The following is a 22423-nucleotide window of genomic DNA, read 5'->3' as shown; positions in this document are numbered from 1 at the left end:
TCAATCATCGCGAAACTGAGGAACGACCGTCGGCCAGCACGGCCGCTTTGGTGTTAATGGTCGGCTCGACGGACATGCCGGACCTGAGCAGCCCGTCGAGCTTGTGATTGTCGATGGAGATCCTCACCGGGATACGCTGCACGATCTTGGTGAAGTTGCCGGTCGCGTTGTCGGGCGGCAGCAATGCGAATTCCAGGCCGCTCGCCGGCGACAGGCTGTCGACCTGACCAGTCAATTCGACGCCAGGGAAGCCGTCGACGGCGACGCGCACCGGCTGCCCGGGACGCACATGAGCGAGCTGCGTCTCCTTGAAGTTGGCGACGACATAGACGGCATGCAGCGGCACCACAGCCATCAACTGCGTGCCTGATGCCACATACTGTCCAACCCTGAGCGTGCGCGCGCCGACCGTGCCGTCGACCGGTGCCGTGATTGTGGCATAGGAAAGGTTCAGTCGGGCCTGATCGGAAGCTGCCTCGGCGCGATCCGTTTGGGCAACGGCACTGTCGCGCTCGGTGGCGAGTACGTCGATCTTAGCCTTTGCGGCGGCTAGGGAAGCCTGGTCGCGCTGCAACCCGGCGATGAGTTGATCGGCCTGGGCGCGGCTTGCTTCGGCTTTCTGCGCAGTACCGGTGCCGCTCCTTGCCAACGTCGCATAGCGGTCGGCGTCGGTGCTGGCGAACGCCAGCGAAGCTTGCGTTGCGGCGACTGTCGCCTTTGCCTGCAGGATCAGCGACTGCTGGAGCGCGATCTGTGCGTCGAGATTACGGACGGCCGCCTCGGCGGCCTCGACCTCGGCATCAGCCTGGGCGAGCGCGGCACGGAAGTCGCGGTCATCGATGCGGGCGAGAACCTGCCCGGTCTCGACAGTCTGGTTGTCATGCACCGGCACATCGGCAATGTAGCCCGATATCTTCGGCGCCACCGTCGTGTAGTCGGCTTTCAAATAGGCGTCGTCGGTAGACTCCAGATACCGGCCTGCGGTCCAGTAGCCATAGCCCCAATCACCTCCCGCGGCTGCGCAAATCAGAAACGTCGCCGCGAATGCGATCCGCTTGAGGCGGCGGCTCCTAGATACCGCCGCAGTGACGTCGCCGGGAGTAGCTTCCGTACCAACCGGCAAGGCACTCGGCTCTTCCGCCGAGGGCCGAGCTGGCTGCTCGACGAAGGCAGCCGGCCGCGGCTGAGGCACGGCCGCGCCGGGTGCGTTGGAGAAGTTGGTGGTCGCGGGCATCTCGGACATCTCATTCGTCCTGACGTTCATCGTGCTTTGCGCAAGAGCGGAATGCCCCTGTGCTCAAAAATCGGAAGCCGGACAGGTAAGAAGCTCGCCTGCCTCTTCGTTGGCTGCAGAGAGAAACCGGAAAAACCCCTGCTTTCGTCGTCCGTACCTCGTCCGGTTGACACGGCTCGAAGTACATATTGCGATATCCGAGCCGAAAATCATCTGCACCAGCGTATAGGGAGGTGGCTGCGATAGCAGCGATGAAGATGGTCGTTCTGATCGTTCTCTTGCTCCTGTTTGTGAAGGGGGATTGCCTGCCGATCGGAGCGGCAGCCAGACTGGGCTCTTGTCGGGGGGAGGCGGCGCGAGCCTACGACCTGACTAGGGTGAGCAGGTCAGGATTTGATAGTGTCGGCCTGCGTCGTGCACATGCCGTGCGGAAATTTCTCATAGACCTTGAGTGTTGCTCGCTTCAGTGTTCGCGAGAGTAGCGCCGAGTCATGGATCGGAACGATCTAGTCGTCGTCGCCATGCATCACGAACGGAGACAAGTCGATTGACTTGGAGGTGTTCGGTGAAGTGGGTCTCCGAAAAGGCCTTGATGAATTGAATCTGGGCATTGGCGGCGCCCATCATGTGTGAACGACGCTCGCAATGGCTTCGCGTCGGATCGGTTGAACACTTAGAACGGGCCGCTCGCAAAATCGAGATAGAACTGCGCCCGACTTGCAGCGCTTGGCTCAGCCCGTCAAAAACTTCGATAGGCAAACCACTTGGATTGGCAGGCGTCTCAAGATCGGTGGCACTGCCGGAGGCCGGCATCGCGATCACCCTGAAGCCGGCATTGCGATACACGCTGTGGACGGCCGATCTTGGCAGCTTGGAGGCGAGCGGGCATTTGGCCTTTGCCCCGAACGAGTGTTGCGGCAAACATTACGAAAATACCGGCATGGCGAAGATGAATTTCACGGGGAGTTCCGGGGACTGCTCAGCGTAGTTGAGGCGAGGCCCGAGGCTTTCTGTATGTCGGTGAAGGCATGCGTTTTTAACGGCTAGGTTTTCGATTTCTCCGCGTGAAAGGCTATAGCTTCAATCGGGACGTGTAGGTGCCTCACCCGGAGGTTTGGTCACTCACATCTCATGGATTTCCATGAGGTGCGGCTGCGGCGTGGTCCGGTTAAGATCGGAAAAACGAATTCACGAGCCCAGATGGTCAATGATGAGAGTTAAAGAAGGCGCTGACAGTCTCCGCCTTTCATTGTCCGGCAGGAGAAGACAATGACGACAGCGTTCAACTCGCTTGGCGAACCCGACGCGGAAGCGTTGCGGGCGGCTCGGATCATTGAAAGCGTGGTCGGCAATGGGTGGGCGACAGACGCGGCCGGCAGATTCAGCTATGTTACTCCCAGCACGCTATCGCTTCTCGGCACGACGCTGGAGGAGTTCAACACTTCGTCAGAAGGTGGCCCCGCGGGTTGGAAGCGGCTAATCCATCCAGACGACTATGACCGAGCCGTGGCCGAGTGGCGTCGCTGCCTGCAGACAGGTGAGCACTACAATGTGGAGCACCGCATTTTGCGCGCGAGCGGTGCTTACGGTTGGAGCCGAATCTCCGGACAGCCGCTGTGCGATAGCGAAGGTAACGCCGTTGCATGGTATGGCACATTGATTGAAGGCGATTCGCCGTCCGCAGCCACAGAGCGATCCGCTGACGTGATCATTGCGGCCGAGAAGGAAGCAGCCTCCGACGCTCACCATTCCCTGAGACTGGTCCATCCGGACGACCGGACAGCGGCGGCGCACGCAGTCGCCCGCGCGTTCTGGACAGGTGTCCCCCAGGTAACGAGGCACAGGCAACTGCAGGCCGACGGAAGTTATCGCTGGAACGAGACCCGATCGGAGCCCGGCTACAGTGTCAGTGTGGACATTGATGATCTGGTGACAGATGGGGAGCCGCTTTCCGGGGCGAACCTGGATCACTTGGTTGAGAACAATGCCGGGCCAATTCGATCGGCGAAAATCGTTGAAAGCATATTCGGGAACGGATGGGCGTTCGATGCGGCGGGTAGATGGATCTACCTGCATCCGTTCGCGCTGAGCTCCCTCGGGGTGACGCTGGAGGATCTGAACGCTCCATTGAACGAGGGGTACACCGCCTGGAAGCGTTTGCTTCATCCAGACGACTATGAGCAGATCGCGGTTACCTGGCGCCATTGTCTGAGGACCGGCGATCATTTCAATGTCGAGTTTCGCTTTCGGCGCGCAAACGGCACCTATGTATGGGCCCGAACCGCCGCGCGGCCCGCGCGCGACAGCCAGGGTCGTATCACGGGATGGTATGGAATCGCGCTCGACAACGATGTCTACAAGAAAACCGTGGCGGAGCTGCGCGGTCGGGAGCGGGAACTTTCTCAGCTCGTCGACATGGTCCCAGTCCAGATCAGACGGCTGACGCCTGAAGGCGAGCCGACCTTCTTCAACAGACGTTTGCTTGACTTCTTCGGTCTCGACGGTGTGGCGGATCTGGACAAGCCGGGGATGAGCCGGCAGGCGGCGGCCATACAGTCCCTCGTCTATCCCGAAGATGCGGCACGCCTCCTGGAGACCGTCCGCCACTCTCTGGCTACCGGCGAACCATACTCCATGAAGTATCGAATGCGCCGTGCGGACGGAGCGTACCGCTGGGTGGATGGACGCGGCGAGCCGCTGCGTGATCACAGCGGCGCGATTGTTCAGTGGTATGTGATCTCTATCGACGTCGACGACGAGATGCGCGCACAGGAAGCGTTGCGCGACCGGGAGCGGGAACTCTCGCAACTGGTCGACATGGTGCCGAGCTTCCTCTGGCGCCTGTCTGCGTCGGGCGAGCCGGTCTTCTTCAGCAAGCGAATGGTTGAGTATCTCGGCCTTGACGTAGGAGGATACGAGAATGTCGGAGGAAATGGCCTGAAGGCGGCCATTGCGGCTGTCGTACATCCCGATGACGCCGCCACGCTGGAAACAGCGATCAACCACTCGGTCACCACCGGGGAAAGCTTCTCCCTGAACTATCGCCTGCGTCGTGCTGACGGCGTCTTCCGATGGATGTCGGGCCGAGCGGAACCGATGCGGGACGAGTGTGGGACTGTCGTCCAATGGTACGGTCTTTCGCACGACATCGACGACCAGGTGAGGGCAGAAGAAGCGCTGCGGAAAGCCAACCGGCAACTGGAGCAAATGATTGACGCTGTGCCCGTGAATCTCCTGAGCTTTGCCCCTTCAGGCAGGATCACCTACACCAGCAAGCGATACCTGGAGAAGGTCGGTTCGCCACCGACGCACATCAATAATTTCGATGCCCTGGCCCGGGACCTGGCCCATCCTGAAGACTTTCCGACAATGTTTCGGAGGGCTTCGAATGGCTTTGCGTCCGGCCAGCCTTTCGTGAACCGCTTTCGTCGACGCGAGAAGGATGGCGTGTACCGCTGGATAGAAGCACGAGCGCAACCGTTAAGGGATACCGATGGCGCGATCGTTCAATGGTATATGGCTTCAATCGACATCGAAGATGAGATGCGGGCGCAGGAGGCATTGCGCGAAAGAGAGCGCGAGCTTCAGCAGCTTGTCGATGCCTTGCCGGTCCACATCTGGAGCTGGACGCCCGATGGCAAGCTTGCGTACGTCAATAGGCGGTCTTTGGAGGAACTCGGCATCTCCGGGGCAAACTTCGAAGACTTCACGAGGGTGGCTCGAGATCTGATTCATCCCGAAGACGCTCTCGAGGTGCTCAATAGGTCAGCCAGCTGCCTCAAAACTGGCGACTCCTTCATCATGCGGTATCGCCGGCGTTGGAAAGACGGCAGCTATCGCTGGATAGAAGGGCGTTGCGAGCCTCTGCGCGATCGGGACGGAGCCATCGTTCACTGGTACCAGGTCTCCATCGACATCGACGAGGAGATGCGCGCACAGGTGGCGCTGCGCGAGAGAGAACGTTCGCTGTGGCAGCTGGTTGAAACGCTGCCGGTGATGATCGATTGCGCCGCACCGAATGGTGAGCCGATATATCGAAGCCGTCAGCTCCGCGAGTTCCTCGGATATGAGTTGGAGGTATTGGACGGTAAGGGAAAATCCCGCCTTTCCGGGACACTCGACGAAGGCGTTCATCCTGACGACCTGGCGGGCGTCAAAGCGAACTATGCTCATTCGTTGGCCACTGGCGAACCGTATGCGCGGAGGCACCGTCTGCGTCGCTTCGATGGCGAATATTGCTGGGTCGATACGCGCGCGGCACCGATGCGCAATGCAGAAGGGGCGATTGTTCAGTGGAACGTCGTCTGTCTGGACATCGACGGTGAAGTTCGCACGCAAGAAGAGCTGCGCCTGGCGCAAGAGAGACTTGCACGCGCGAGCCAGGCGGCGAGTCTCGCCGAGCTTTCAGCCTCTATAGCGCATGAGGTGAACCAGCCTCTGGCGGCTGTTGTCGCCAATTCATATGCCTGCCAGCGTTGGCTCACGGCCGATCCGCCAAATATCGAGCGGGCGCAGAAGACTGTGGAGCGTATTATCCGTGATGCCAACTCAGCTGCGGATGTCGTCAGCCGTATCCGCGCCTTATTCAAGCAATCGGCAGACGCGATGGCTTACACAGCACTCGACAGCGTCATCGCGGAGGCGCGCGACCTCATCGCCGAGGAGGCGGTGCGGCGCCGTGTTCGTCTGGATATCGATGTCGAAAGCGACCTTCCTATTGTCGCGCTCGATCGGGTGCAGATCCAGCAGGTTCTGGTGAACCTCATCCGCAATGGGATCGAGGCGATGGACTCTGTTACCGGTGACAAGGTTCTTGGACTTCGCGTGGGCCGTATAGGGGACGCGATCCAGATCGAGATCAGCGATTGTGGCCCGGGCATTGAGTTTCCTGACCGAATATTCGAGCCGTTCTTTACGACGAAAGAGCATGGCATGGGCATGGGACTCGCGATCTGCCGTTCGATCGTCGAGTCCCATGGCGGACGGTTGTGGGTGGAGAAGAACGACCCGCACGGAACGGCGTTCGTCTTCACGATGCCAGTTGAAATGAAAGCGGCAGCATGACGCCCCACGATCAAATGGTCTTCATCGTCGATGACGACGTGCGTATTCGGGAAGCGCTTGGTGAGCTTCTGGAGTCCCATGGCATGCGCGCCGTAGCGTTCGGATCGGCCGGCGACTATGTCCTTGCCGACAAGCCGGACGTCCCCGCCTGCCTGATCCTCGATGTGGAATTGCCTGACATCAACGGTCTAGATCTGCAGAAGCAGATCGCCGAGGGCGATCATCCGCCGATCGTCTTCATAACGGGGCATGGCGACATCCCGTCCTCTGTGCGTGCGATCAAGCACGGCGCTGTGGACTTCCTGACAAAGCCTTTCAGCGATACGGACCTCATGGTCGCGATCCGGGCAGCGATCGCCCAGGACCGGGAAAGGCGATCAGAGCGCGCCGAACTCACCGTGTTGAGGCAACGCTATCAAGAGCTCACGCAGCGAGAACGCGAGGTGCTGCCGCTCGTTGTGAGTGGCCTGCTCAACAAACAGGCCGCGGCTGAGTTGGGGATCAGCGAGGTCACGCTGCAAATCCATAGACGGAACGTGATGCAGAAAATGGTTGCGGCATCACTCGCTGATCTCGTGCGCATGGCGGAGCGGTTGGAGATACCGATCAGCCACTCTCGACGAACGGGAGGGAACGGAGTGTGAGCAAGGTGCGACCTGTCGTGGCGATTGTCGATGACGACCCAAGATTGCTCGAGTCGCTCGAGAACCTTTTGGAGTCTGCGGGCTATGCTGCCCGCATCTTCTCGTCGGCGGGATCACTGCTCGTCAGCGGGCTGTCTGACGTGGACTTGCTCATTACCGATATCGGGATGCCTGGTACGGACGGCTTTGAACTTCGTGACTTGGTCAAGAAGACGCGTGCGGACCTGCCGGTGTTCCTGATCACCGGTCGTCACGAGATAGCCGATCAGCACCGCGCCAAAGGCATCAGCGGGTTTTTCCGAAAGCCCTTCGATGGCCAGGCCCTGCTTGCGGCTGTGAGCGACGCTTTACGCAACCAAGAACCGAGGGATGAACATGAGAGTTGACCAACCGCTCTTGCAGAGATCGACGCCGGTGTCACGGCAGCGGAACGCCGAGCCGCAGCAGCCGCTCGTCATCATTGTCGATGACGATGCGTCTGTTCGGGAGGCACTGTCGGAGTTGATACTGTCGATGGGCTTTGAACCGGTCTGCTTCGCTTCGACCCGAGAATTGCTCGACGCTGACGTCTTGGACAGCCCCGGTTGCTTGATCCTCGACGTCCGCATGCCAGGGGCAAGCGGCCTGGATCTACAGCACCATCTTGCGTCAAACGGCAATCCCAAGCCCATCATCTTCCTGACTGGGCATGGCGACATACCGATGACTGTCCAGGCGATGAAGGCGGGCGCGGTGGATTTTCTCACCAAACCGGTGCGCGACCAAACACTCCTTGACGCCGTGATCGCGGGCATTGCGGTGGATGCCAAGCGGCGGGCAGATGCGGTGGTCGTCAAGCGCAACATCGAGCGTGTCGAGACGCTGACCCCGCGCGAGCGCGAGGTGCTGCATGAAGTGGCGCGTGGGCGCCTCAACAAACAGATCGCTTTCGACCTCGGCATCAGTGAAGTGACCGTCAAGCTTCACCGCGGCAATGTCATGCGCAAGATGGAAGCAGCTTCCATCGGAGAGCTGATCCGGGCCTGGGAAACGCTGCCCCCGCCGATGCGCGAGGCCGGCGCGGCCAGGACTTTCGAAAGGGTGAACCTCGCCTCCGTCCGATAGGATCGCCCAGCGGCTGGCGCTTCTCCGTTAAGAGTAGCCTGCCCAGGACGATCCGGACTCAGACAAATTTTCATGAAGTTTAGAGCGATGATCGCCGCGTGTAACCTGGTGTTGAGGCTACACTACCAAGCTCTTGCCGCGCATCGCCAGCTAACGGCGGCGCATTGGGAAAGCTTTGGAGCGGAGTATCTCCATCACGGCGACTATCGCTAATGTTGTGCTTCAGCCAGCCGCGAAGCTTAGTATGCTGGTGGCAGGAATTCGATCAGGGCCCTTGTGACGGCGGCCGGCTGCTCCTCCGGAACCCAATGGCCTGAGCCTTCGACTACTACGGCCCGTACGTTTTCGGCGACGTGGCGGAGATGGCCTTCGTACATCGATGCCAGGCCACCCGAACCGCTTATACCGAGTACCGGCATCGTCAGCTTGTGTTTTGCAAAGGCTTTGTTCTGTTCTTCGTCACGCGGGAAAGCCCGGTAGTACTCGAAGCCTGCGCGCAATGCGCCAGGCTGGGCATAAGAACGGCCGTAGACTTCGTCGGCTTCGGTGTCGAACGCGCGAGTATTTACCCCCTCTGCATTGTGAAACCACTTTAAATACTCAAGCTCGCGACCGGCAATGAGCATTTCCGGCACGTCGCGTACGGAGTGGAAGCGAAAATGCCAAGTGCGAGGGCCTTGGATCAATTCGTTCCACGGTTCGATGCCTGGCAGCGGGACGTCAACGATTGCCAGTGTGGTGACTTCCCCCGGGTGCTGCGCCGCATAGGAATAAGCGACCATGCCACCCATATCGTGACCGACGAGATTGAGGACCGGACCAAGGTTCAGCTGATTGACAAGTGCTCGAATATCCTCGGCAATCGCCGCCTTTTCGTAGCCGGCCGCAGGCTTGGCGGTGTCCCCCAAACCGCGCAAATCGGGCGCAAGTACCGTGTAACCGCGCGCCACCAGTTGCGGCATTACAAAGCGCCACATGTATGAGGTCGTGCCCCAACCATGCAACAACACCACGGTTTTCGGGCCGCCTGCTGCCAGCAAATAGTGATAGGCCACACCGTTAACGTCGGCCTTGCCGTCGACGATACGTGCCGACAGGTCGGTCGATTGCCCGAGCGGCACGCCGGAGTGCGGTGCGCTGGCAGAAGTCGATGGCCCGGCAGCAAGAACCGCAATGAGGAAACCAGAAAGAAAGCTAAGGCGCATAAAGCACTCCGGGGTTGTGAGGTACAAAGTGCTCCAAGAGCGGCAAATGCCGTGCAATTTCTATAAGGCGAAAGCTTTAAAGCCTTTGTCGTTATAATAACGCGTTGTACACCTAAGCATATTGCGCTCTGGCCGGCGGTGAGTTGATTACTCAACATGAGGACCACGTAGGCGAAACCTATCGCGGTCCGTTCGGGCGGTGACTTGCTCGCGATCAGCCGCTCCTCGTTTTGAGAAGAATCCTCATACGGCTTGATAGGTCGTGTTTGTGACAGCCGCACGCGGCACGTCGCGCACGAACCAACGTCATCGCATCATTTGCCCCATCTCAGCGACAGTTCCAGCACCTCGGCGTACCTACCCTGCACCTTGGCATCGTACGACAGATGCTTGCGTAGAATAGGTTCGCGGGGCGGATCGGCGCATCTTCTCCCTCGCAAGCCATCACGATCATCGGGCGTCGCCGCTCCTTCGCCCGCTCCTCCCCCCGAAAGCGACGGTGCAGGTCGACCCGGTGATCGTGATGGTGAGCCGACCCGAGAAGCCGCTCACCAAGGATGGACACGATGAGTATGGATGGACTTTTCACCCTCGGTGCAACCCGCCGCGACGTCTTGTTGGCCAGTTTTTCAGCAGCGGTCATAGCCGGACTGCCAGTCGCTTCGTCATCCGGCGCCCAGCAAAACCCACATGTTCCCACCCCTCAATCAGGACGCAAAACAATGAGCACCATCACAACCAAGGACGGTACGGAAATCTATTACAAGGACTGGGGTAGGGGTCCGCCAATAACCTTCTCACACGGCTGGCCGCTGAATTCCGACGCCTGGGATGCACAGATGCTCTTTCTGGCCCATAATGGCTTCCGCGTGGTTGCTCATGACCGGCGGGGCCATGGCCGCTCCAGCCAGGCCACCTCCGGCAACGACATGGATGGCTACGCGGACGATCTTGCAGCCGTGATCGAGGCGCTGGATCTCCGGGACGCCACGCTGGTCGGGCATTCAACCGGGGGAGGCGAGGTCGCTCGCTATATCGGGCGGCACGGGACGGAACGCGTGGCCAAGGCTGTTCTTATCGCCGCTGTTCCGCCGATCATGGTGAAAACGCCGGCCAATCCGGAAGGTCTGCCGATCGAAGTGTTCGACGGCATAAGGGCCGGCCTCCTCAAGGATCGCTCGCAGCACTATCTGGACCTCGCACAGCCGTTTTATGGTGCAAACAGGCCAGGCGCCACGGTCTCCCAGGGGGTTCTGAATCAGTTCTGGCTCTGGAGCATGCAGGTCGGTCTCGTGAATGCATATGAATGCGTCAAAGCGTTCTCCGAAACCGACTTCACCGAGGACCTCAAGAAATTCGATATACCGACCTTGATCCTGCATGGCGAGGACGACCAGATCGTCCCGGTCAAGGATTCGTCAGTCAAGTCGGAGCGGCTGATCAAGGGCGCAAAGGCCATATATTACCCCGGCGCGCCCCACGGGATCACGGCCACACACCAGGACCAGGTGAACGCCGATCTGCTCGCCTTCATCAAGGGCTAGTGCTCTCAAGCGGCGGTCATGGCTGGCCGCACAACACCGGTGCGGCCAGCCTGACTATGAAAACTCAGCATCGATGGCTCCTGGAGATGCTTTCTGGTCTCAGCCGTCCGAGTTCACGCTGAGAACTGCGGTTGGCAACTGCGGCGGCTCTCGTGAAAATCATCAGAGGCAATGCAAATGGGTATACTTTCAGGAAAGACCGCGTTGATCACCGGGGGAAACAGTGGGATTGGGCTATTCGCCGCGAAAGCTTTCGCGTCGGAGGGGGCGCAGGTCGTAATCACCGGCCGGAGACAGCGTGCGGTCGAGGAGGCAGTCTCCGAGATCGGAGCCGGCGCACTGGGCATTCAGGGTGATGTAGCCGACGTGGCGCACCACGAGGATGTCGCGCGACAGATCCATCAGAGGTTTGGGGCGTTCGATATCTATATGGCGAACGCCGGCGTGAACACCATCACGCATTCGTCGGCAGTTTCCGAAGCCGAGTACGATGCGCAGTTCTCTATCAATGCGCGCGGCGTCTTCTTTGGTGTGCAGAAACTGATCCCGCTGATGCGCGATGGCGGCGCAGTCATACTGACGGGATCAATCGCCAGCGAGAAGGTCTTGGAAGGCCATGCCGTTTATGCAGGCTCCAAGGCAGCCATCGGCGCCTTCGCGCGCAGTTGGGCGATAGAACTGAAATCGCGTCGCATACGCGTCAACGTGCTCAGCCCCGGCCCCGTGGATACGGCTATTCTCGACAAACTGGGTGTCCCGGCCGAAATGCGAGCATCCTTCGAGAAGTCCATGGCCGAAGCAATTCCCCTTGGTCGAATGGGCCAGCCGGAAGAACTGGCAAAAGCCGCTCTGTTCCTGGCATCGGACGCAAGCAGTTTTGTCACCGGTGTCAATCTGCGGGTCGACGGCGGAATGGCATTGCTTTGAGCTGGGGTAGCCAAGTCGCTGCCGTTTGACGGTCGAGCGTCGATCGCCATCCCACTCGGCCAGATCCAAGGTGAAAGGTGGTTTTATAGCTCCCCGGTCTCAGAACCTGTGTCAGGGCCCCCACGCACTTTCAAGGTCCTTTGGAAAGCGTGAAGAGGACCGGGGCGACGCCCCGGTCCTTCCAGGTTCTACAATTTTCGGGTGCTAGTGACCCCAGATGCCCTGGCCCGGGTCCTTGCTGGGAGCAATCGGCTTGCGCACGGTCTCCTGCACGCCGGCATCGTTGCCCGTCTTCCTGATCGAGGAGGTGTGCATGCTCTCGGAAGAAGTTGCGGGTTGCTGGACCGAGTTTGATCCGTAGTGATCGCTTCCGGCGACGGCGTTTCCTGCTGCAACAAGAAGGATTGCGGCAGCAAGAGATGTGTTCTTCATTTTGGTAACTCCATGGTTAATTTTGGATCGTATTCACAATAACAATATAAATGCTGCGTCATTGCGGAACGATCAGACGATGTGGCTGTTTGATCCATACGAAAGCATGGGCTGTGAAGGCCTAAGGTCAGGGGCAATGTCGTTCGCGGTGGGAGTCTTGCCGTTACGCCGGGGCGGCAGTGGTGTTTGGAGGCAGCAGCTCCATGGATTTGTATTGGTCACGAACCCCTGCGCTGCCGGCGATCCGCGTGCGGAATACCCAGGTCACCTGATCGCAGCGATGACCCACCCTGCACCTTGGCATCGTATGACCGACCATTCCGCACAATAGGTCGGCGCCCCGGATCGGCGCATCCTTCTCCACATTGGTCAAACGGAAGGCCGACAAAGGAGAAAGCAAATGCGAAATGTCACTGGAATCCTGGCGCTGGCCGCCGCGCTTGCCGTCGCGGGTGGCGCAACGGCGCAGGCGGCCGGAGCGAAGCCCAAGCCGACGATCGTGCTGGTGCACGGGGCCTTCGCCGAATCGTCGAGTTGGGACGCGGTCATAACCAAACTCGGCAGGGACGGCTATGTGGCGAAGGCGGCAGCCAATCCCCTCCGCAGCGTCGCCAGCGATGCCGCGGCGGTCTCGGCCATCATCCGGTCGGTTCCCGGACCGATCGTGCTGGTGGGGCATTCCTACGGCGGACCCGTGATCACCGAAGCCGCCAACGGCAATCCCAATGTGAAGGCCTTGGTATACGTGGCCGGATTCGCGCCGGATAACGGCGAATCGAGCGCCACCTTGTCCAGCATGTTTCCCGGCAGCACTTTGGCAAGCGCGCTTGCTCCAGTCGCGTCGCCGAACGGCGGCCAGGATCTCTTCATCCAGCCGGACAAATTCCGAGCCCAGTTCGCGGCTGACGTTCCCGAAGAGCAGTCGTCGCTGATGGCCGCCACCCAACGCCCGATCGCGCAGGCAGCCCTGGCCGAGCCCTCGGGCGTAGCTTCATGGAAAACGCTGCCGTCCTACATGATCTACGGCACCGATGACCGAAATATCCCGGCAGCCGTCATGAGCTTCATGGCCAAGCGCGCGCACGCCGTGAAGACGGTCGTCATCGAGGGTGCGTCCCACGCGCTCATGGTCTCGCACCCCGACGAGGTCACCTCACTTATCGAGGACGCCGCATCGGCCAGCGAGTAGCTCGCCGGAAAGCCGACATTCGACCAACACCCCGCAAATCAACACCCTCAACAAAGGAGATTGGAAATGAAGATCGTCGTCATCGGCGGAACCGGGCTGATCGGTTCCAAGACTGTGGAAAGACTGCGCAGGAAGGGACACGACGTGCTTGCGGCCTCACCGAATTCGGGAGTGAACACCGTCACCGGAGAAGGGCTGGCCGTCGCTCTTGCCGGGGCACAGGTCGTCGTCGATCTCGCGAACTCACCGTCATTCGAGGAAAAGGCCGCGCTCGAATTTTTCGCGGCATCCGGGCGTAATCTTCTTGCAGCCGAAGCGGCCGCCGGCGTCCGCCATCACGTCGCGCTGTCTGTGGTCGGCACCGACCGGCTGCAGGACATGGGGTATTTCCGCGGCAAACTGCTTCAGGAAAAGCTGATCAAGGAGTCCGCTATCCCCTACACGATCGTGCACGCCACACAGTTCTTCGAGTTCACCGCCGCCATCGCAAACACCGGCGCCGTAGGGGATACCGTCCACATGTCACCGGCGTACTTCCAACCAATGGCAGCCGACGACGTTGCCGATGCGATGGCGGACGTCGCCCTAGCAGCGCCAGTGAACGGCACGATCGAAATTGCCGGCCCCGATCGCGTTCGTATGAGCGAGCTCGTCGGTCGCTTTCTAAAGGCCACCAACGATCCGCGCAAAATCGTCTCGGATCCTGGCGCTCTCTACTACGGTCAAGTGGCAATCGACGATCAAACGCTTGTCCCCGGCGAGAACGCGCGTATCGGCGCCGTCCACTTCGACGACTGGCTCAGCCGATACACGCCACCGGCGTAAGTACTGAACGCCGGTTTCGCGACCCATCAGACCAGCATTCCCTAGCTCTCATTCCAACAAGGATATCGGACATGATCAGGAAACTCCTCTGTGCAGCGCTCGCCGCCGCATCCGTCACCGCAGCAATGGCCAAAGACGCGGACAGCGTGAAGCTCGTCTACGACCACGCCCTTCCAAATGTGCCCGGCAAGAGCTTGAAAGCCGTGCTCGTCGAGTACGGGCCGGGCGGGACATCGCCGGCGCATACCCATCCCAGTTCCGCGTTCATCTATGCCACGGTGCTGGAGGGGGCGATCCGAAGCCAGGTCAACGGTGGGCCCGTGAAGACGTACCGTGCAGGCGAAAGCTTCTCGGAATTTCCGGGCGACCATCACGCCGTCAGTGAAAACGCCAGCAAGACGGAACGCGCTCGCCTGCTTGCGATCTTCGTCGTCGATACCAACGAGACCAACCTGACGACCTACGCGAAATGAACTGGTGACGCCCTTGCCAAGGTAAGGGCGTCAAACCGACACACAATCGGCGAAGGAAAGGCACTGACATGGATGCGATCGCCAGGCGCACGCTTGCAGGGGTTTCGGTCCCCGATACGCCGCTTGTCGGCCGGGCGATCGAACATGCCCGCCAGCTATGTGAACCGTATTTGTTCAACCACGTGGTTCGATCATGGCTTTTCGCCGTCCGCATCGCACAGGTCCAGAACATCGAGCACGACGGTGAAGTTGTTGCCGTCGGAACCCTGTTGCACGACGTCACGCTCAACGAGACCTTCGCCGGGCCGCGCCGTTTCGAGGTGGAAGGCGCCGATCTGGCTCGCGCCTTCGTCCGGCAAGGCGGCTTCGACGAGCGTCGTGCTCAGTTGATATGGGACAGCGTCGCACTCAACTCGACGCCGTCGATCGGCCTCTACAAGGAGGCCGAGGTGGCGCTGTGCACAGCCGGCATCTGCCTTGATGTCGTGGGCCTGCAATACAGTTTCATCTCTTCCGCCGAGATAGCCAGGATCGTCGGCGAATTTCCGCGTCTTCAAATGAAGCGGCGGATGACGCGATGCTTTTGTCACATCGCCAAGGTGAACCCGGAAACGACCTACGACAACTTTGCCCGGGATTTCGGTGAGCGCTTTGTGGCCGGCTACAAGGCGCCGTCTTCCGTCGATTTTGTGATGAACACTCCCTTCGAAGAGTAAGCGAAACCTCGAACCTGATCTCTCCGGCTGCGGCCGCGAGACGCCTCAAGAGGGCATCATGCGAATTGACAGTCTACATCCAGAAACATCGGCGCGCCTTGCGGCGGTCGACCTCGACACGTCGCTGCGGGCAGCCGCGCTATGGCTGTCCAAGCCGGCCATAGGCCTGGTTGTCGTATGCCATGGCAGTGGCGAGGCGGCAGGCGTGCTGAGCAAGTCCGACCTTGTCCGTCATCTGGCGAATTCGGGGCCGGCGGAAGCGCCGGTATCGACACTGATGAGCCGGTCTTTCGTATCCTGTGGGCCCGATGACGACCTGCATTCGGTCTGGCAGACCATGACAACACAGCGGCTCCAGAACCTACCGGTGCTCGGCGGCGGCGCCAAGCCGATAGGCGTCCTCGATATCCGCGACGCGATGAAGGCGCTCTTCCAACAGGAAGAGCTCCAGGAGCGGCTGCTCGCCAACTATATCGGGGGCGTTGGCTACCAATAGAGGAGAATCTCGCGACGGTGCGATGAGCACGAAAGAGCGGGAGATCTGTCTCGCGAGATGTTTGGTCCCCCACTGGCGATGGTCCGCAGATCGCGGGACATATACTGCAATATGGTTTGGCTTCTTACTCGATCTAATCGACCACTCCCGTCCTCTATTGTACCGTCTTCAAGCAACTGAATTCTGCGTGAGCAAACATGAGGGTTACAATGTCTCGTCCGGAAGTGAAAGTGGATGTCTTCGACAGCCCGCCCGAGATTCCACGAGATGGCCTGCCCATTCAGCTAGCGACCGCCGGCATCGTTCATGACCTTGGCAATCTCATCCAGGTCGCCTCGTCGGCATTGAATCACCTGGCCCGTGACCCGAGCGTCTCGGCGGCTCCAGCGCTTGGGCATGTAATTTCGGGCGCCAGAACTGCCCTGGAACGAGCCGGCGCGCTTGTCCGCCAGACTATCAGTTCCGCCCGAGAGAGCCGCAGAGAAAGCGAATATGCAAATGTCGGCGCCTGTCTGGCTGAAATCGAGACCCTCATTCGAAGTGCGTCGGATCCCAAGATCCGCCTCGAGGTTCGAGTGACGCCGGACTTGCCTTCAGTGAGGTGCAATCGCCTGGATTTGCAGAACGCGATTCTGAACCTGGTATTCAACGCGCGCGATGCATCTCCCAACGGAGGCCTGATCTCGATAAATACCGCAGTGGTCTTTGATGGCTCCTCAGCCGCTCAGGTGGATATCACCACCGCCGACCACGGTGTGGGAATGACCGCCGAGACGATTGCCTTCGCATTCGATCCCTTCTTCACCACAAAAACGGAGGGCCTCGGCGGCGTCGGCCTGCCAATGGTCAAGCGCTTTGCCGAAGAGTCAGGCGGAAGCATCGATATTCAGAGCGCGCCCGGGGCAGGCACAACTGTCACGCTACGTCTGCCCGCGATGCGATAGCGACCGGGCAAGCTACATCCAGCCTCACGCAACGCACATCGAGAGATAGAGATGCACGCAAAGGTCACAGAAAACATTCAGCAGCATCGGTTCGAGCTCCCGATCACCGGTCAAGCCTTCGCAGTGGCCTACTATTCGCTCCAAGACGGCAAGGTAGTGTTGATACATACCGAAGTGCCTTTGGAATTTTCCGGACAGGGGATCGCGTCGCGGTTGGCGCAAGGCACCTTCGAATTGCTCCGCAAAACGGGCCGCAAAGCGGTCTTGAAGTGTCCCTTCATGAGCGGCTTCGTCGCCAGGTATCCGGAATACACCGATGTCGTTGCAGGGTGATCAGGCCCCGAATACAGCTGTTTGCAAAAAAAGGTCTGAGTCGAGATGGACGACCAATATAATTTGCAGAGGTTCGTCAACGCTCAGGATCCGGTCTACGGCGACGCCCTGGCTATACTGCGTCGAGGCGTGATGTGTACTCCATACATGGAGTTGATCTTCCCGAGGTTGGCTGCCGGGCTAAGCGACACTGACGCCGATCCGTACGCGATCACATCACTCGACGAGGCAGGCGCTTACCTCCAATCGCCGATACTGGGCGGTCGTTATCGGGAATGCGTCGGCACACTGCAACGACTTTCCAATCTAAGTGCTCGCGCGGTCTTCGGTGATGAAGATACAAAGAAATTGCACGCGTCCCTAACGCTGTTTTCCGAAGCAAGTAACGACGAGTTCCTGCTCAAGACCATCTTCGACGTCTGGTTCGACGGTCAAATCGACGAGGGCACGATGCGCAAACTCTACTCGATGTCATAACGCCGCCGGCGACCGGCGGATGTGGCCACCGCCGAAACCGTCACCGCCCTATTCTTCCTGTGGCAGAGGCATCAACCCGTGTTCGCCTGGTACGTCGGGGAAGCGGCCTTCGCGCCAGTCCGCCTTTGCCTGCTCAATCCGTTCGGCTGAGGAGGAGACGAAGTTCCAATGAACATAACGTGGTTCGGAAAGAGGCTCGCCGCCGATCAGCATCAGCCGCGCGGCATGGAAGGCAGGCGCCTGGAGCACGATCTCAGCGTCCGGCTCCAGCATGATCAATTCGCCTTCACCGAACGTGCCAAGTTGGCCCATGACTTCGATCTCGCCGGCGACAACATAGATCGCACGCTCGAGATATCCGGGTTTCACCTGATATCGCGCACTGCTGGTGAGCACGATTTCGGCGCAGACCAGGTCGGAGTACGTCCTTGCCGGAGACACCAACCCGTCGGAAACCCCGGCGATTAAAGTGAACTCGACCCCGTCGCCACAGATCCGTGGGATTTCGGGAGCGCCATAATGTGAAAAGTGGGCGGCAACTTCTTCGTGCTTGGTGGGGAGGGCCACCCAGGCCTGAACGCCGAAGAGATTGCTTCCTGGTGCTCGGGCTTCTGGCGACGTGCGTTCGGAATGGACGATGCCGGACCCGGCCGTCATCCAGTTGACCTCGCCGGGGCGGATGGTCTGCACTTCACCGAGATTGTCGTGATGGATAATCTCCCCGTCGAACAGATAGGTCACGGCCGCAATCCCGATATGCGGATGCGGCCCCATGTCGAAACCGCGACCTGCGTCGAATACCGCGGGGCCGAAATGGTCGAACAATATGTAGGGACCGATCATCAGGCGGTTCGAGGAGGGCAGTACGCGCCGTACCTTCAAACCGTCGGCAAAATCACGCATACTCGGCTGCCTAAGTGGGTCGATGCCGACGATGTCGCTTTGGCGGATGGTCATGAATCTAGTCCTTTCGAATGCCTGGTCGACCACGTGCTCGAGCGTGCTCCAATGGGGCGGTGTGGAAGACAGCCTGAATGGCTTTCAGGAGCGCAAATTTGGAGCTCTTGTGCTGCTGGCCGGGGATGCCGGTTTCGCCATAGGCCAACGTCCCCCTCGACAGGGTTGCCGCAAGATCTTCGGCCATCTCGGGCCTGTCGTGCAGGAGCGGCGCGAACCTCTGCTGGTCTATCTCGTAGACCAAGACGTGGGTCATCGCCCGCAATGTCGACGTCTCGCCAATACCTGCGAGCAGGCCGGTCTCGCCGAAGAAGTCGCCAGGTGCAAGCCGGCCAACCTCCTGCACGTTAGCATTGCTTTGGACATGTTGCCGGACGATGACGCCCTTCCGGACAATCATGAGGGATGGCAGCATCTCTCCTTGTTCTGCAATGACGTCGCCCTTGCGGTAGCTGCGAACCAGGATCGTCGCGGCAAGCGCCTCCTGCTCGGCATCCGTTAGCGTCGAGAAGATCGGTATGGCCTTGATCAGGTCGATCGCGGCGAAGCCTTGGGAGGTCGCCGTCCCGTCGATTGGCTGGGAGGTCATGGCAATCGAAGCCGAAAGTGGCGCTGCCAGCAGCACCCCGACCGACCTTGAATGGCGATAGACCAGATCGAAAATTTCGTTCCGAGCTGTAATCCGCTGGTCAAGGCTGGCGACGCGAAATGACAGCTCGATCCCGATTGCCGCCGCATCCAGGCTTGTGATGGCTACCACGGGCGAAGGGTCTTGGAGGATCGAGTTGCAGCTCAGGAGGACCATGCGCATCGTGTCTACGATGATAGCCGGCGTCTTGGTCAGAGTCATCTTTACCGTCACGGTAAGTCCATGGCTCTCGTCTGGGCCGCTAAGGTTTGTTACCCCGATTTTGGCGACAAGGCTGTTCGGAAGTGCGATGACGTTGTGGGCCGGGGTGAGGAGTTGGGTCGAGCGCCAATTGGTCTCTACGACGCGGCCCTCGGTTCCGTCGTTCAGAATGATCCAGTTTCCAAGCACATAAGGGCGGCCGAGGTTAAGCGCGATTCCCGAAAATACGTCGCCAAGCGTATTCTGGAGCGCCAAACCTAGCATGACGGCAAAGACGCCCGACGTGGCGATGAGCGTTCCGACCGGCACGGCAAAGACGAACGCCAGGATTGAAAGGAGCATTCCCGTATAGATGATGCCGACCACGACATCCTGCAGGAGGCGTGCCTCGCGCGGCTGCCGCTCGAACACGATATAGATACGGACAAACCCAATTAGCGCCCAGGCAAGATGGACCCACCACAGCAGCTTGACCGATCCGATGAGGATCGCTCCACTGGTCGTCCCATCGCTTCGTGCGGGCTCGTATGGGACGACCCGCAGTTCGAGAACCATGATCGACATTGCGAGGAAAAAGACGAGCTGGACGATCAACCTCGCATTGGCGAAGCGTCCCGGAACGAGGTTCCAAACGACGATTCCGGCGAGGCCGAGCGACACGATGTAGATCAGAGGTGAGTTCCACCAGTTCATCACCGGACCCAGATCGACCATGATCGCAATCCCTGTTTTTCATCATTCGGAGCAGAGCGGTTGCTGGCGCTCGACATAAAGTTGTCTCGTCGCCTCGACGCAACGGTTCGGTCCAAAGCGTGTTGCTATCGGCGCCTTTGAGACGGGCTGGCGAGACACGATCATCGCCTCTTCCCATCTACGTTTGGTCGCCGGCCACGGCGATCGCGCCTTTGCCGCCGGCCCCCTTGTTCTTCTCGAGCACCGCTTCAGTGATCGAGTTGGGCAGCCGCCGTGGCTTCTCGATTAAGCCTAGCACCGGCAGTGCGATCAGGAAGAAGGCGAAGTAGTAAAGCGTCGCCAACTGAGACATGACGACGTAATTCCCTTCGGCCGGCCGCGAACCAAGCCAGCCGAGAAACAGTCCGTTGGCGACGAAGAGCCAAAAGAACACCCTGTACCATGGCCTGTAAACGGCCGAGCGAACCTTGGACCGGTCGAGCCACGGCACGACGAAAAGCACCACGATCGAGCCGAACATGGCGAGCACGCCACCAAGTTTGGAATCGATCGGCCCGACATTGAAGGTGATGGCGCGCAGGATCGCATAGAAGGGCAGGAAGTACCATTCCGGCACCATGTGCGCAGGCGTCTTGAGCGGATTTGCGACGGTGTTGTTGTCAGGATGGCCGAGATAGTTCGGCAGGTAGAAGACGAAATAGGCGAAGAAGAACAGGAACACGATGATGCCGAACGCGTCCTTGACGGTCGCATAGGGTGTGAAGTCCACGACATCGGTTTTTGATTTCACATCAATGCCGGCTGGATTGTTCTGCCCGACGACGTGAAGCGCCCAGACATGCAAGGTCACCACACCTGCAAGCACAAACGGCAACAGGTAATGCAACGCAAAGAAGCGATTCAGCGTCGGATTGCCGACCGCGAAACCGCCGAGCAGGAGCCGCTGGAACCAGTCGCCGGCCAGTGGGATGGCCGTGAAAAAGTTGGTAATGACGGTGGCTCCCCAGAACGACATCTGTCCCCAGGGCAGCACATAGCCCATGAAGGCGATCGCCATCATAAGCAAGAGGTTGGTGCATCCGAGCACCCACAGCAGCTCACGCGGCGCCTTGTAAGAGCCGTAGTAGAGCCCGCGGCAGATATGGATGTAGGCGGCAATGAAGAAGAAGGAGGCGCCGTTCGCGTGGAGAGAGCGCAGCAGCCATCCCGAATTCACGTCGCGCATGATCTTCTCGACTGAATTGAAGGCCAACCCGGTATCTGGATCGTAATGCATGGCAAGCACGATCCCGGTCAGGATCTGCGAAACCAGCATGACCGTGAGAATGCCGCCGAACGTATAGGCGTAGTTCAAGTTGCGCGGGACGGGATAGACGATGAAGCTATCGTGCACCAACCTCGGCAGCGGCAGGCGGGCGTCGAACCAGCGTTCGATACCGGTCTTGGGCGTATAGGTCGAATTTTTGTCGCTCATCGAAATTGCCCCATCTCAGCCGATACGGATTCTGGTGTCGGAAATGAATTGGAACACCGGCACCGCCATGTTCTCGGGCGCTGGGCCTTTGCGGATGCGGCCGGCAGTATCGTATTGCGAGCCGTGGCACGGGCAGAGCCAGCCTCCGAACTCGCCTTGCTGACCAACCGGGATGCAGCCGCTATGCGTGCAGACCTGGACCATCACGATCCAGGCTTCCTTGCCCGGCGCTGTGCGGTTGGCGTCGATTGCAGGCGCATCGGCCGGCAGATTGGCGTTACGGGCGACCGAATCCTTGAGCTCGGCCAAGCTGACAGCTCTGCCGTCCTTGATTTCCTTCTCCGTGCGGTTGCGCACGACGACGGGCTTGCCGCGCCATTGCACGACCAGCGACATTCCCGGCATCAGCGAGGAGACGTCGACTTCCACCGCGGCCACAGCCTCGGCGGGCAATGCGGCAGTGCCGGTTTCGGTCTGGGATAGCTCGGCCATGACGACGACTCCTCTGATTGGAAAGCTGCTTCAGTGCGTCGGCGTGCAGTCGGAAAACCCGGCCGCGGCCTTTCGCCGTTCGCGTTTGCTCATTTCGAGTTGAACTATGCCGGCCGCAGCGGGATGTGGGCCATCGTGCCAAGGGCCCATGTGTCCAATACTTTCGTTTATGAGCCCTGAGCGAAGGACTGCGGGACTTTCGAGGACGCCAGGCGTAGTGGATGCGAATCCTTGGTTGTTGCCGTTCCCCACTTGAGCGGGATTCCGGCATTGCACGGGCAATCGCAGAACGATTGCTTGGCTTGATCATACCTCGGCATAGGCACGCCTACCTGTCGGTGTCGTAGCCT

Annotated in this window: 21 protein-coding genes and 1 pseudogene; 14 read left to right on the top strand and 8 right to left on the bottom strand. The window is 59.8% G+C overall.

The window, feature by feature from the left end; translation table 11 throughout:
- Positions 1-4: 4 nt before the first annotated feature.
- Both FJ953_RS18845 and FJ953_RS18840 read right to left on the bottom strand, forming a co-directional pair.
- The gene (locus FJ953_RS18845; RefSeq protein ID WP_140523132.1) at positions 5-1243 is read right to left on the bottom strand and encodes an HlyD family secretion protein; all 1239 of its coding nucleotides are present in this window, start codon (positions 1241-1243) and stop codon (positions 5-7) included.
- 352 nt (positions 1244-1595) lie between these two features.
- Positions 1596-2017: pseudogene (locus FJ953_RS18840) on the bottom strand (alpha/beta hydrolase); the annotation flags it as partial.
- Between the two features lie 486 nt (positions 2018-2503).
- Here FJ953_RS18840 and FJ953_RS18835 point away from each other — a divergent pair.
- From FJ953_RS18835 to FJ953_RS18820, 4 genes are read left to right on the top strand one after another with little or no spacing between them, the layout of a single operon-like run.
- Positions 2504-6298 (top strand): PAS domain-containing protein, encoded by a 3795-nt coding sequence (locus tag FJ953_RS18835; protein ID WP_140523137.1) that lies wholly within the window; start codon positions 2504-2506, stop codon positions 6296-6298.
- On the top strand, positions 6295-6942 hold the full coding sequence (locus FJ953_RS18830) for a response regulator (RefSeq protein WP_023767341.1): 648 nt from the start codon (positions 6295-6297) through the stop codon (positions 6940-6942). The genes FJ953_RS18835 and FJ953_RS18830 overlap by 4 nt, the downstream gene beginning before the upstream one ends.
- Positions 6939-7328: a response regulator gene (locus FJ953_RS18825; RefSeq protein WP_013896619.1), complete on the top strand. Its 390-nt coding sequence runs from the start codon at positions 6939-6941 to the stop codon at positions 7326-7328. The genes FJ953_RS18830 and FJ953_RS18825 overlap by 4 nt, the downstream gene beginning before the upstream one ends.
- Complete coding sequence (locus FJ953_RS18820) at positions 7318-8046, top strand: response regulator transcription factor (protein WP_140523140.1); 729 nt, start codon at positions 7318-7320, stop codon at positions 8044-8046. Before FJ953_RS18825 ends, FJ953_RS18820 begins: the two co-directional genes overlap by 11 nt.
- Before the next feature lie 239 nt (positions 8047-8285).
- Here the strand turns inward: FJ953_RS18820 and FJ953_RS18815 are convergent, their stop codons facing one another.
- Positions 8286-9251: an alpha/beta hydrolase gene (locus FJ953_RS18815; protein ID WP_140523142.1), complete on the bottom strand. Its 966-nt coding sequence runs from the start codon at positions 9249-9251 to the stop codon at positions 8286-8288.
- Between the two features lie 566 nt (positions 9252-9817).
- On the opposite strand from FJ953_RS18815, the gene FJ953_RS18810 reads away from it, so the two are divergent.
- Together FJ953_RS18810 and FJ953_RS18805 are read left to right on the top strand one after the other, a co-directional pair.
- The gene (locus FJ953_RS18810; protein WP_140523145.1) at positions 9818-10795 is read left to right on the top strand and encodes an alpha/beta hydrolase; all 978 of its coding nucleotides are present in this window, start codon (positions 9818-9820) and stop codon (positions 10793-10795) included.
- 177 nt (positions 10796-10972) lie between these two features.
- Entirely contained in the window at positions 10973-11722 is a 750-nt protein-coding gene (locus tag FJ953_RS18805; protein ID WP_140523148.1) for a glucose 1-dehydrogenase, read from the top strand.
- 204 nt (positions 11723-11926) lie between these two features.
- On the opposite strand, the gene FJ953_RS18800 is transcribed toward FJ953_RS18805, so the two are convergent.
- On the bottom strand, positions 11927-12154 hold the full coding sequence (locus FJ953_RS18800; RefSeq protein ID WP_013896614.1) for a DUF680 domain-containing protein: 228 nt from the start codon (positions 12152-12154) through the stop codon (positions 11927-11929).
- A gap of 418 nt (positions 12155-12572) precedes the next feature.
- On the opposite strand from FJ953_RS18800, the gene FJ953_RS18795 reads away from it, so the two are divergent.
- The 8 genes from FJ953_RS18795 to FJ953_RS18760 all read left to right on the top strand — a co-directional run bounded on the left by FJ953_RS18795 (position 12573) and on the right by FJ953_RS18760 (position 17607).
- Entirely contained in the window at positions 12573-13343 is a 771-nt protein-coding gene (locus tag FJ953_RS18795) for an alpha/beta hydrolase (RefSeq protein WP_085984582.1), read from the top strand.
- 66 nt (positions 13344-13409) lie between these two features.
- Positions 13410-14168, top strand: a complete 759-nt coding sequence (locus tag FJ953_RS18790) for an SDR family oxidoreductase (RefSeq protein WP_140523151.1) — start codon at positions 13410-13412, stop codon at positions 14166-14168.
- A 71-nt stretch (positions 14169-14239) separates the two neighbouring features.
- A complete protein-coding gene (locus tag FJ953_RS18785) occupies positions 14240-14641 on the top strand; it encodes a cupin domain-containing protein (RefSeq protein ID WP_140523153.1) in 402 nt (133 codons plus the stop codon).
- Between the two features lie 68 nt (positions 14642-14709).
- The gene (locus tag FJ953_RS18780) at positions 14710-15357 is read left to right on the top strand and encodes a hypothetical protein (RefSeq protein ID WP_140523156.1); all 648 of its coding nucleotides are present in this window, start codon (positions 14710-14712) and stop codon (positions 15355-15357) included.
- 58 nt (positions 15358-15415) lie between these two features.
- Entirely contained in the window at positions 15416-15853 is a 438-nt protein-coding gene (locus FJ953_RS18775; RefSeq protein ID WP_140523159.1) for a CBS domain-containing protein, read from the top strand.
- Positions 15854-16062: 209 nt separating this feature from the next.
- Positions 16063-16797 (top strand): ATP-binding protein, encoded by a 735-nt coding sequence (locus FJ953_RS18770; RefSeq protein WP_140523162.1) that lies wholly within the window; start codon positions 16063-16065, stop codon positions 16795-16797.
- A 51-nt stretch (positions 16798-16848) separates the two neighbouring features.
- Positions 16849-17130 carry a GNAT family N-acetyltransferase gene (locus FJ953_RS18765; protein ID WP_140523165.1) on the top strand — a complete coding sequence of 94 codons (282 nt, stop codon included), beginning with the start codon at positions 16849-16851 and terminating at the stop codon, positions 17128-17130.
- Positions 17131-17175: 45 nt separating this feature from the next.
- Complete coding sequence (locus FJ953_RS18760; RefSeq protein WP_140523168.1) at positions 17176-17607, top strand: DUF1810 family protein; 432 nt, start codon at positions 17176-17178, stop codon at positions 17605-17607.
- Between the two features lie 48 nt (positions 17608-17655).
- Here the strand turns inward: FJ953_RS18760 and FJ953_RS18755 are convergent, their stop codons facing one another.
- The 4 genes from FJ953_RS18755 to petA all read right to left on the bottom strand — a co-directional run bounded on the left by FJ953_RS18755 (position 17656) and on the right by petA (position 22073).
- On the bottom strand, positions 17656-18564 hold the full coding sequence (locus FJ953_RS18755; RefSeq protein WP_140523171.1) for a pirin family protein: 909 nt from the start codon (positions 18562-18564) through the stop codon (positions 17656-17658).
- A gap of 4 nt (positions 18565-18568) precedes the next feature.
- On the bottom strand, positions 18569-20128 hold the full coding sequence (locus tag FJ953_RS18750; RefSeq protein WP_140523174.1) for a mechanosensitive ion channel family protein: 1560 nt from the start codon (positions 20126-20128) through the stop codon (positions 18569-18571).
- 157 nt (positions 20129-20285) lie between these two features.
- A complete protein-coding gene (locus FJ953_RS18745; protein ID WP_140523177.1) occupies positions 20286-21581 on the bottom strand; it encodes a cytochrome b N-terminal domain-containing protein in 1296 nt (431 codons plus the stop codon).
- 15 nt (positions 21582-21596) lie between these two features.
- A complete protein-coding gene (gene petA / locus FJ953_RS18740) occupies positions 21597-22073 on the bottom strand; it encodes a ubiquinol-cytochrome c reductase iron-sulfur subunit (RefSeq protein ID WP_023767325.1) in 477 nt (158 codons plus the stop codon).
- Positions 22074-22423 lie beyond the last annotated feature (350 nt).

Source organism: Mesorhizobium sp. B2-3-6, assembly GCF_006442305.1.
Lineage (GTDB): Bacteria > Pseudomonadota > Alphaproteobacteria > Rhizobiales > Rhizobiaceae > Mesorhizobium.
Note: the sequence above shows the minus strand (reverse complement) of the source record. Positions and strands in the feature narration are given on the sequence as shown.

Coding starts and splice junctions, on each gene's coding strand:
- FJ953_RS18770 (WP_140523162.1), top strand. CDS start 16,063: ATGTCTCGTCCGGAAGTGAAAGTGGATGTCTTCGACAGCCCGCCCGAG.
- FJ953_RS18845 (WP_140523132.1), bottom strand. CDS start 1,243: ATGTCCGAGATGCCCGCGACCACCAACTTCTCCAACGCACCCGGCGCG.
- FJ953_RS18780 (WP_140523156.1), top strand. CDS start 14,710: ATGGATGCGATCGCCAGGCGCACGCTTGCAGGGGTTTCGGTCCCCGAT.
- FJ953_RS18745 (WP_140523177.1), bottom strand. CDS start 21,581: ATGAGCGACAAAAATTCGACCTATACGCCCAAGACCGGTATCGAACGC.
- FJ953_RS18810 (WP_140523145.1), top strand. CDS start 9,818: ATGAGTATGGATGGACTTTTCACCCTCGGTGCAACCCGCCGCGACGTC.
- petA (WP_023767325.1), bottom strand. CDS start 22,073: ATGGCCGAGCTATCCCAGACCGAAACCGGCACTGCCGCATTGCCCGCC.
- FJ953_RS18835 (WP_140523137.1), top strand. CDS start 2,504: ATGACGACAGCGTTCAACTCGCTTGGCGAACCCGACGCGGAAGCGTTG.
- FJ953_RS18820 (WP_140523140.1), top strand. CDS start 7,318: ATGAGAGTTGACCAACCGCTCTTGCAGAGATCGACGCCGGTGTCACGG.
- FJ953_RS18775 (WP_140523159.1), top strand. CDS start 15,416: ATGCGAATTGACAGTCTACATCCAGAAACATCGGCGCGCCTTGCGGCG.
- FJ953_RS18785 (WP_140523153.1), top strand. CDS start 14,240: ATGATCAGGAAACTCCTCTGTGCAGCGCTCGCCGCCGCATCCGTCACC.
- FJ953_RS18800 (WP_013896614.1), bottom strand. CDS start 12,154: ATGAAGAACACATCTCTTGCTGCCGCAATCCTTCTTGTTGCAGCAGGA.
- FJ953_RS18760 (WP_140523168.1), top strand. CDS start 17,176: ATGGACGACCAATATAATTTGCAGAGGTTCGTCAACGCTCAGGATCCG.
- FJ953_RS18765 (WP_140523165.1), top strand. CDS start 16,849: ATGCACGCAAAGGTCACAGAAAACATTCAGCAGCATCGGTTCGAGCTC.
- FJ953_RS18750 (WP_140523174.1), bottom strand. CDS start 20,128: ATGGTCGATCTGGGTCCGGTGATGAACTGGTGGAACTCACCTCTGATC.
- FJ953_RS18755 (WP_140523171.1), bottom strand. CDS start 18,564: ATGACCATCCGCCAAAGCGACATCGTCGGCATCGACCCACTTAGGCAG.
- FJ953_RS18830 (WP_023767341.1), top strand. CDS start 6,295: ATGACGCCCCACGATCAAATGGTCTTCATCGTCGATGACGACGTGCGT.
- FJ953_RS18790 (WP_140523151.1), top strand. CDS start 13,410: ATGAAGATCGTCGTCATCGGCGGAACCGGGCTGATCGGTTCCAAGACT.
- FJ953_RS18805 (WP_140523148.1), top strand. CDS start 10,973: ATGGGTATACTTTCAGGAAAGACCGCGTTGATCACCGGGGGAAACAGT.
- FJ953_RS18815 (WP_140523142.1), bottom strand. CDS start 9,251: ATGCGCCTTAGCTTTCTTTCTGGTTTCCTCATTGCGGTTCTTGCTGCC.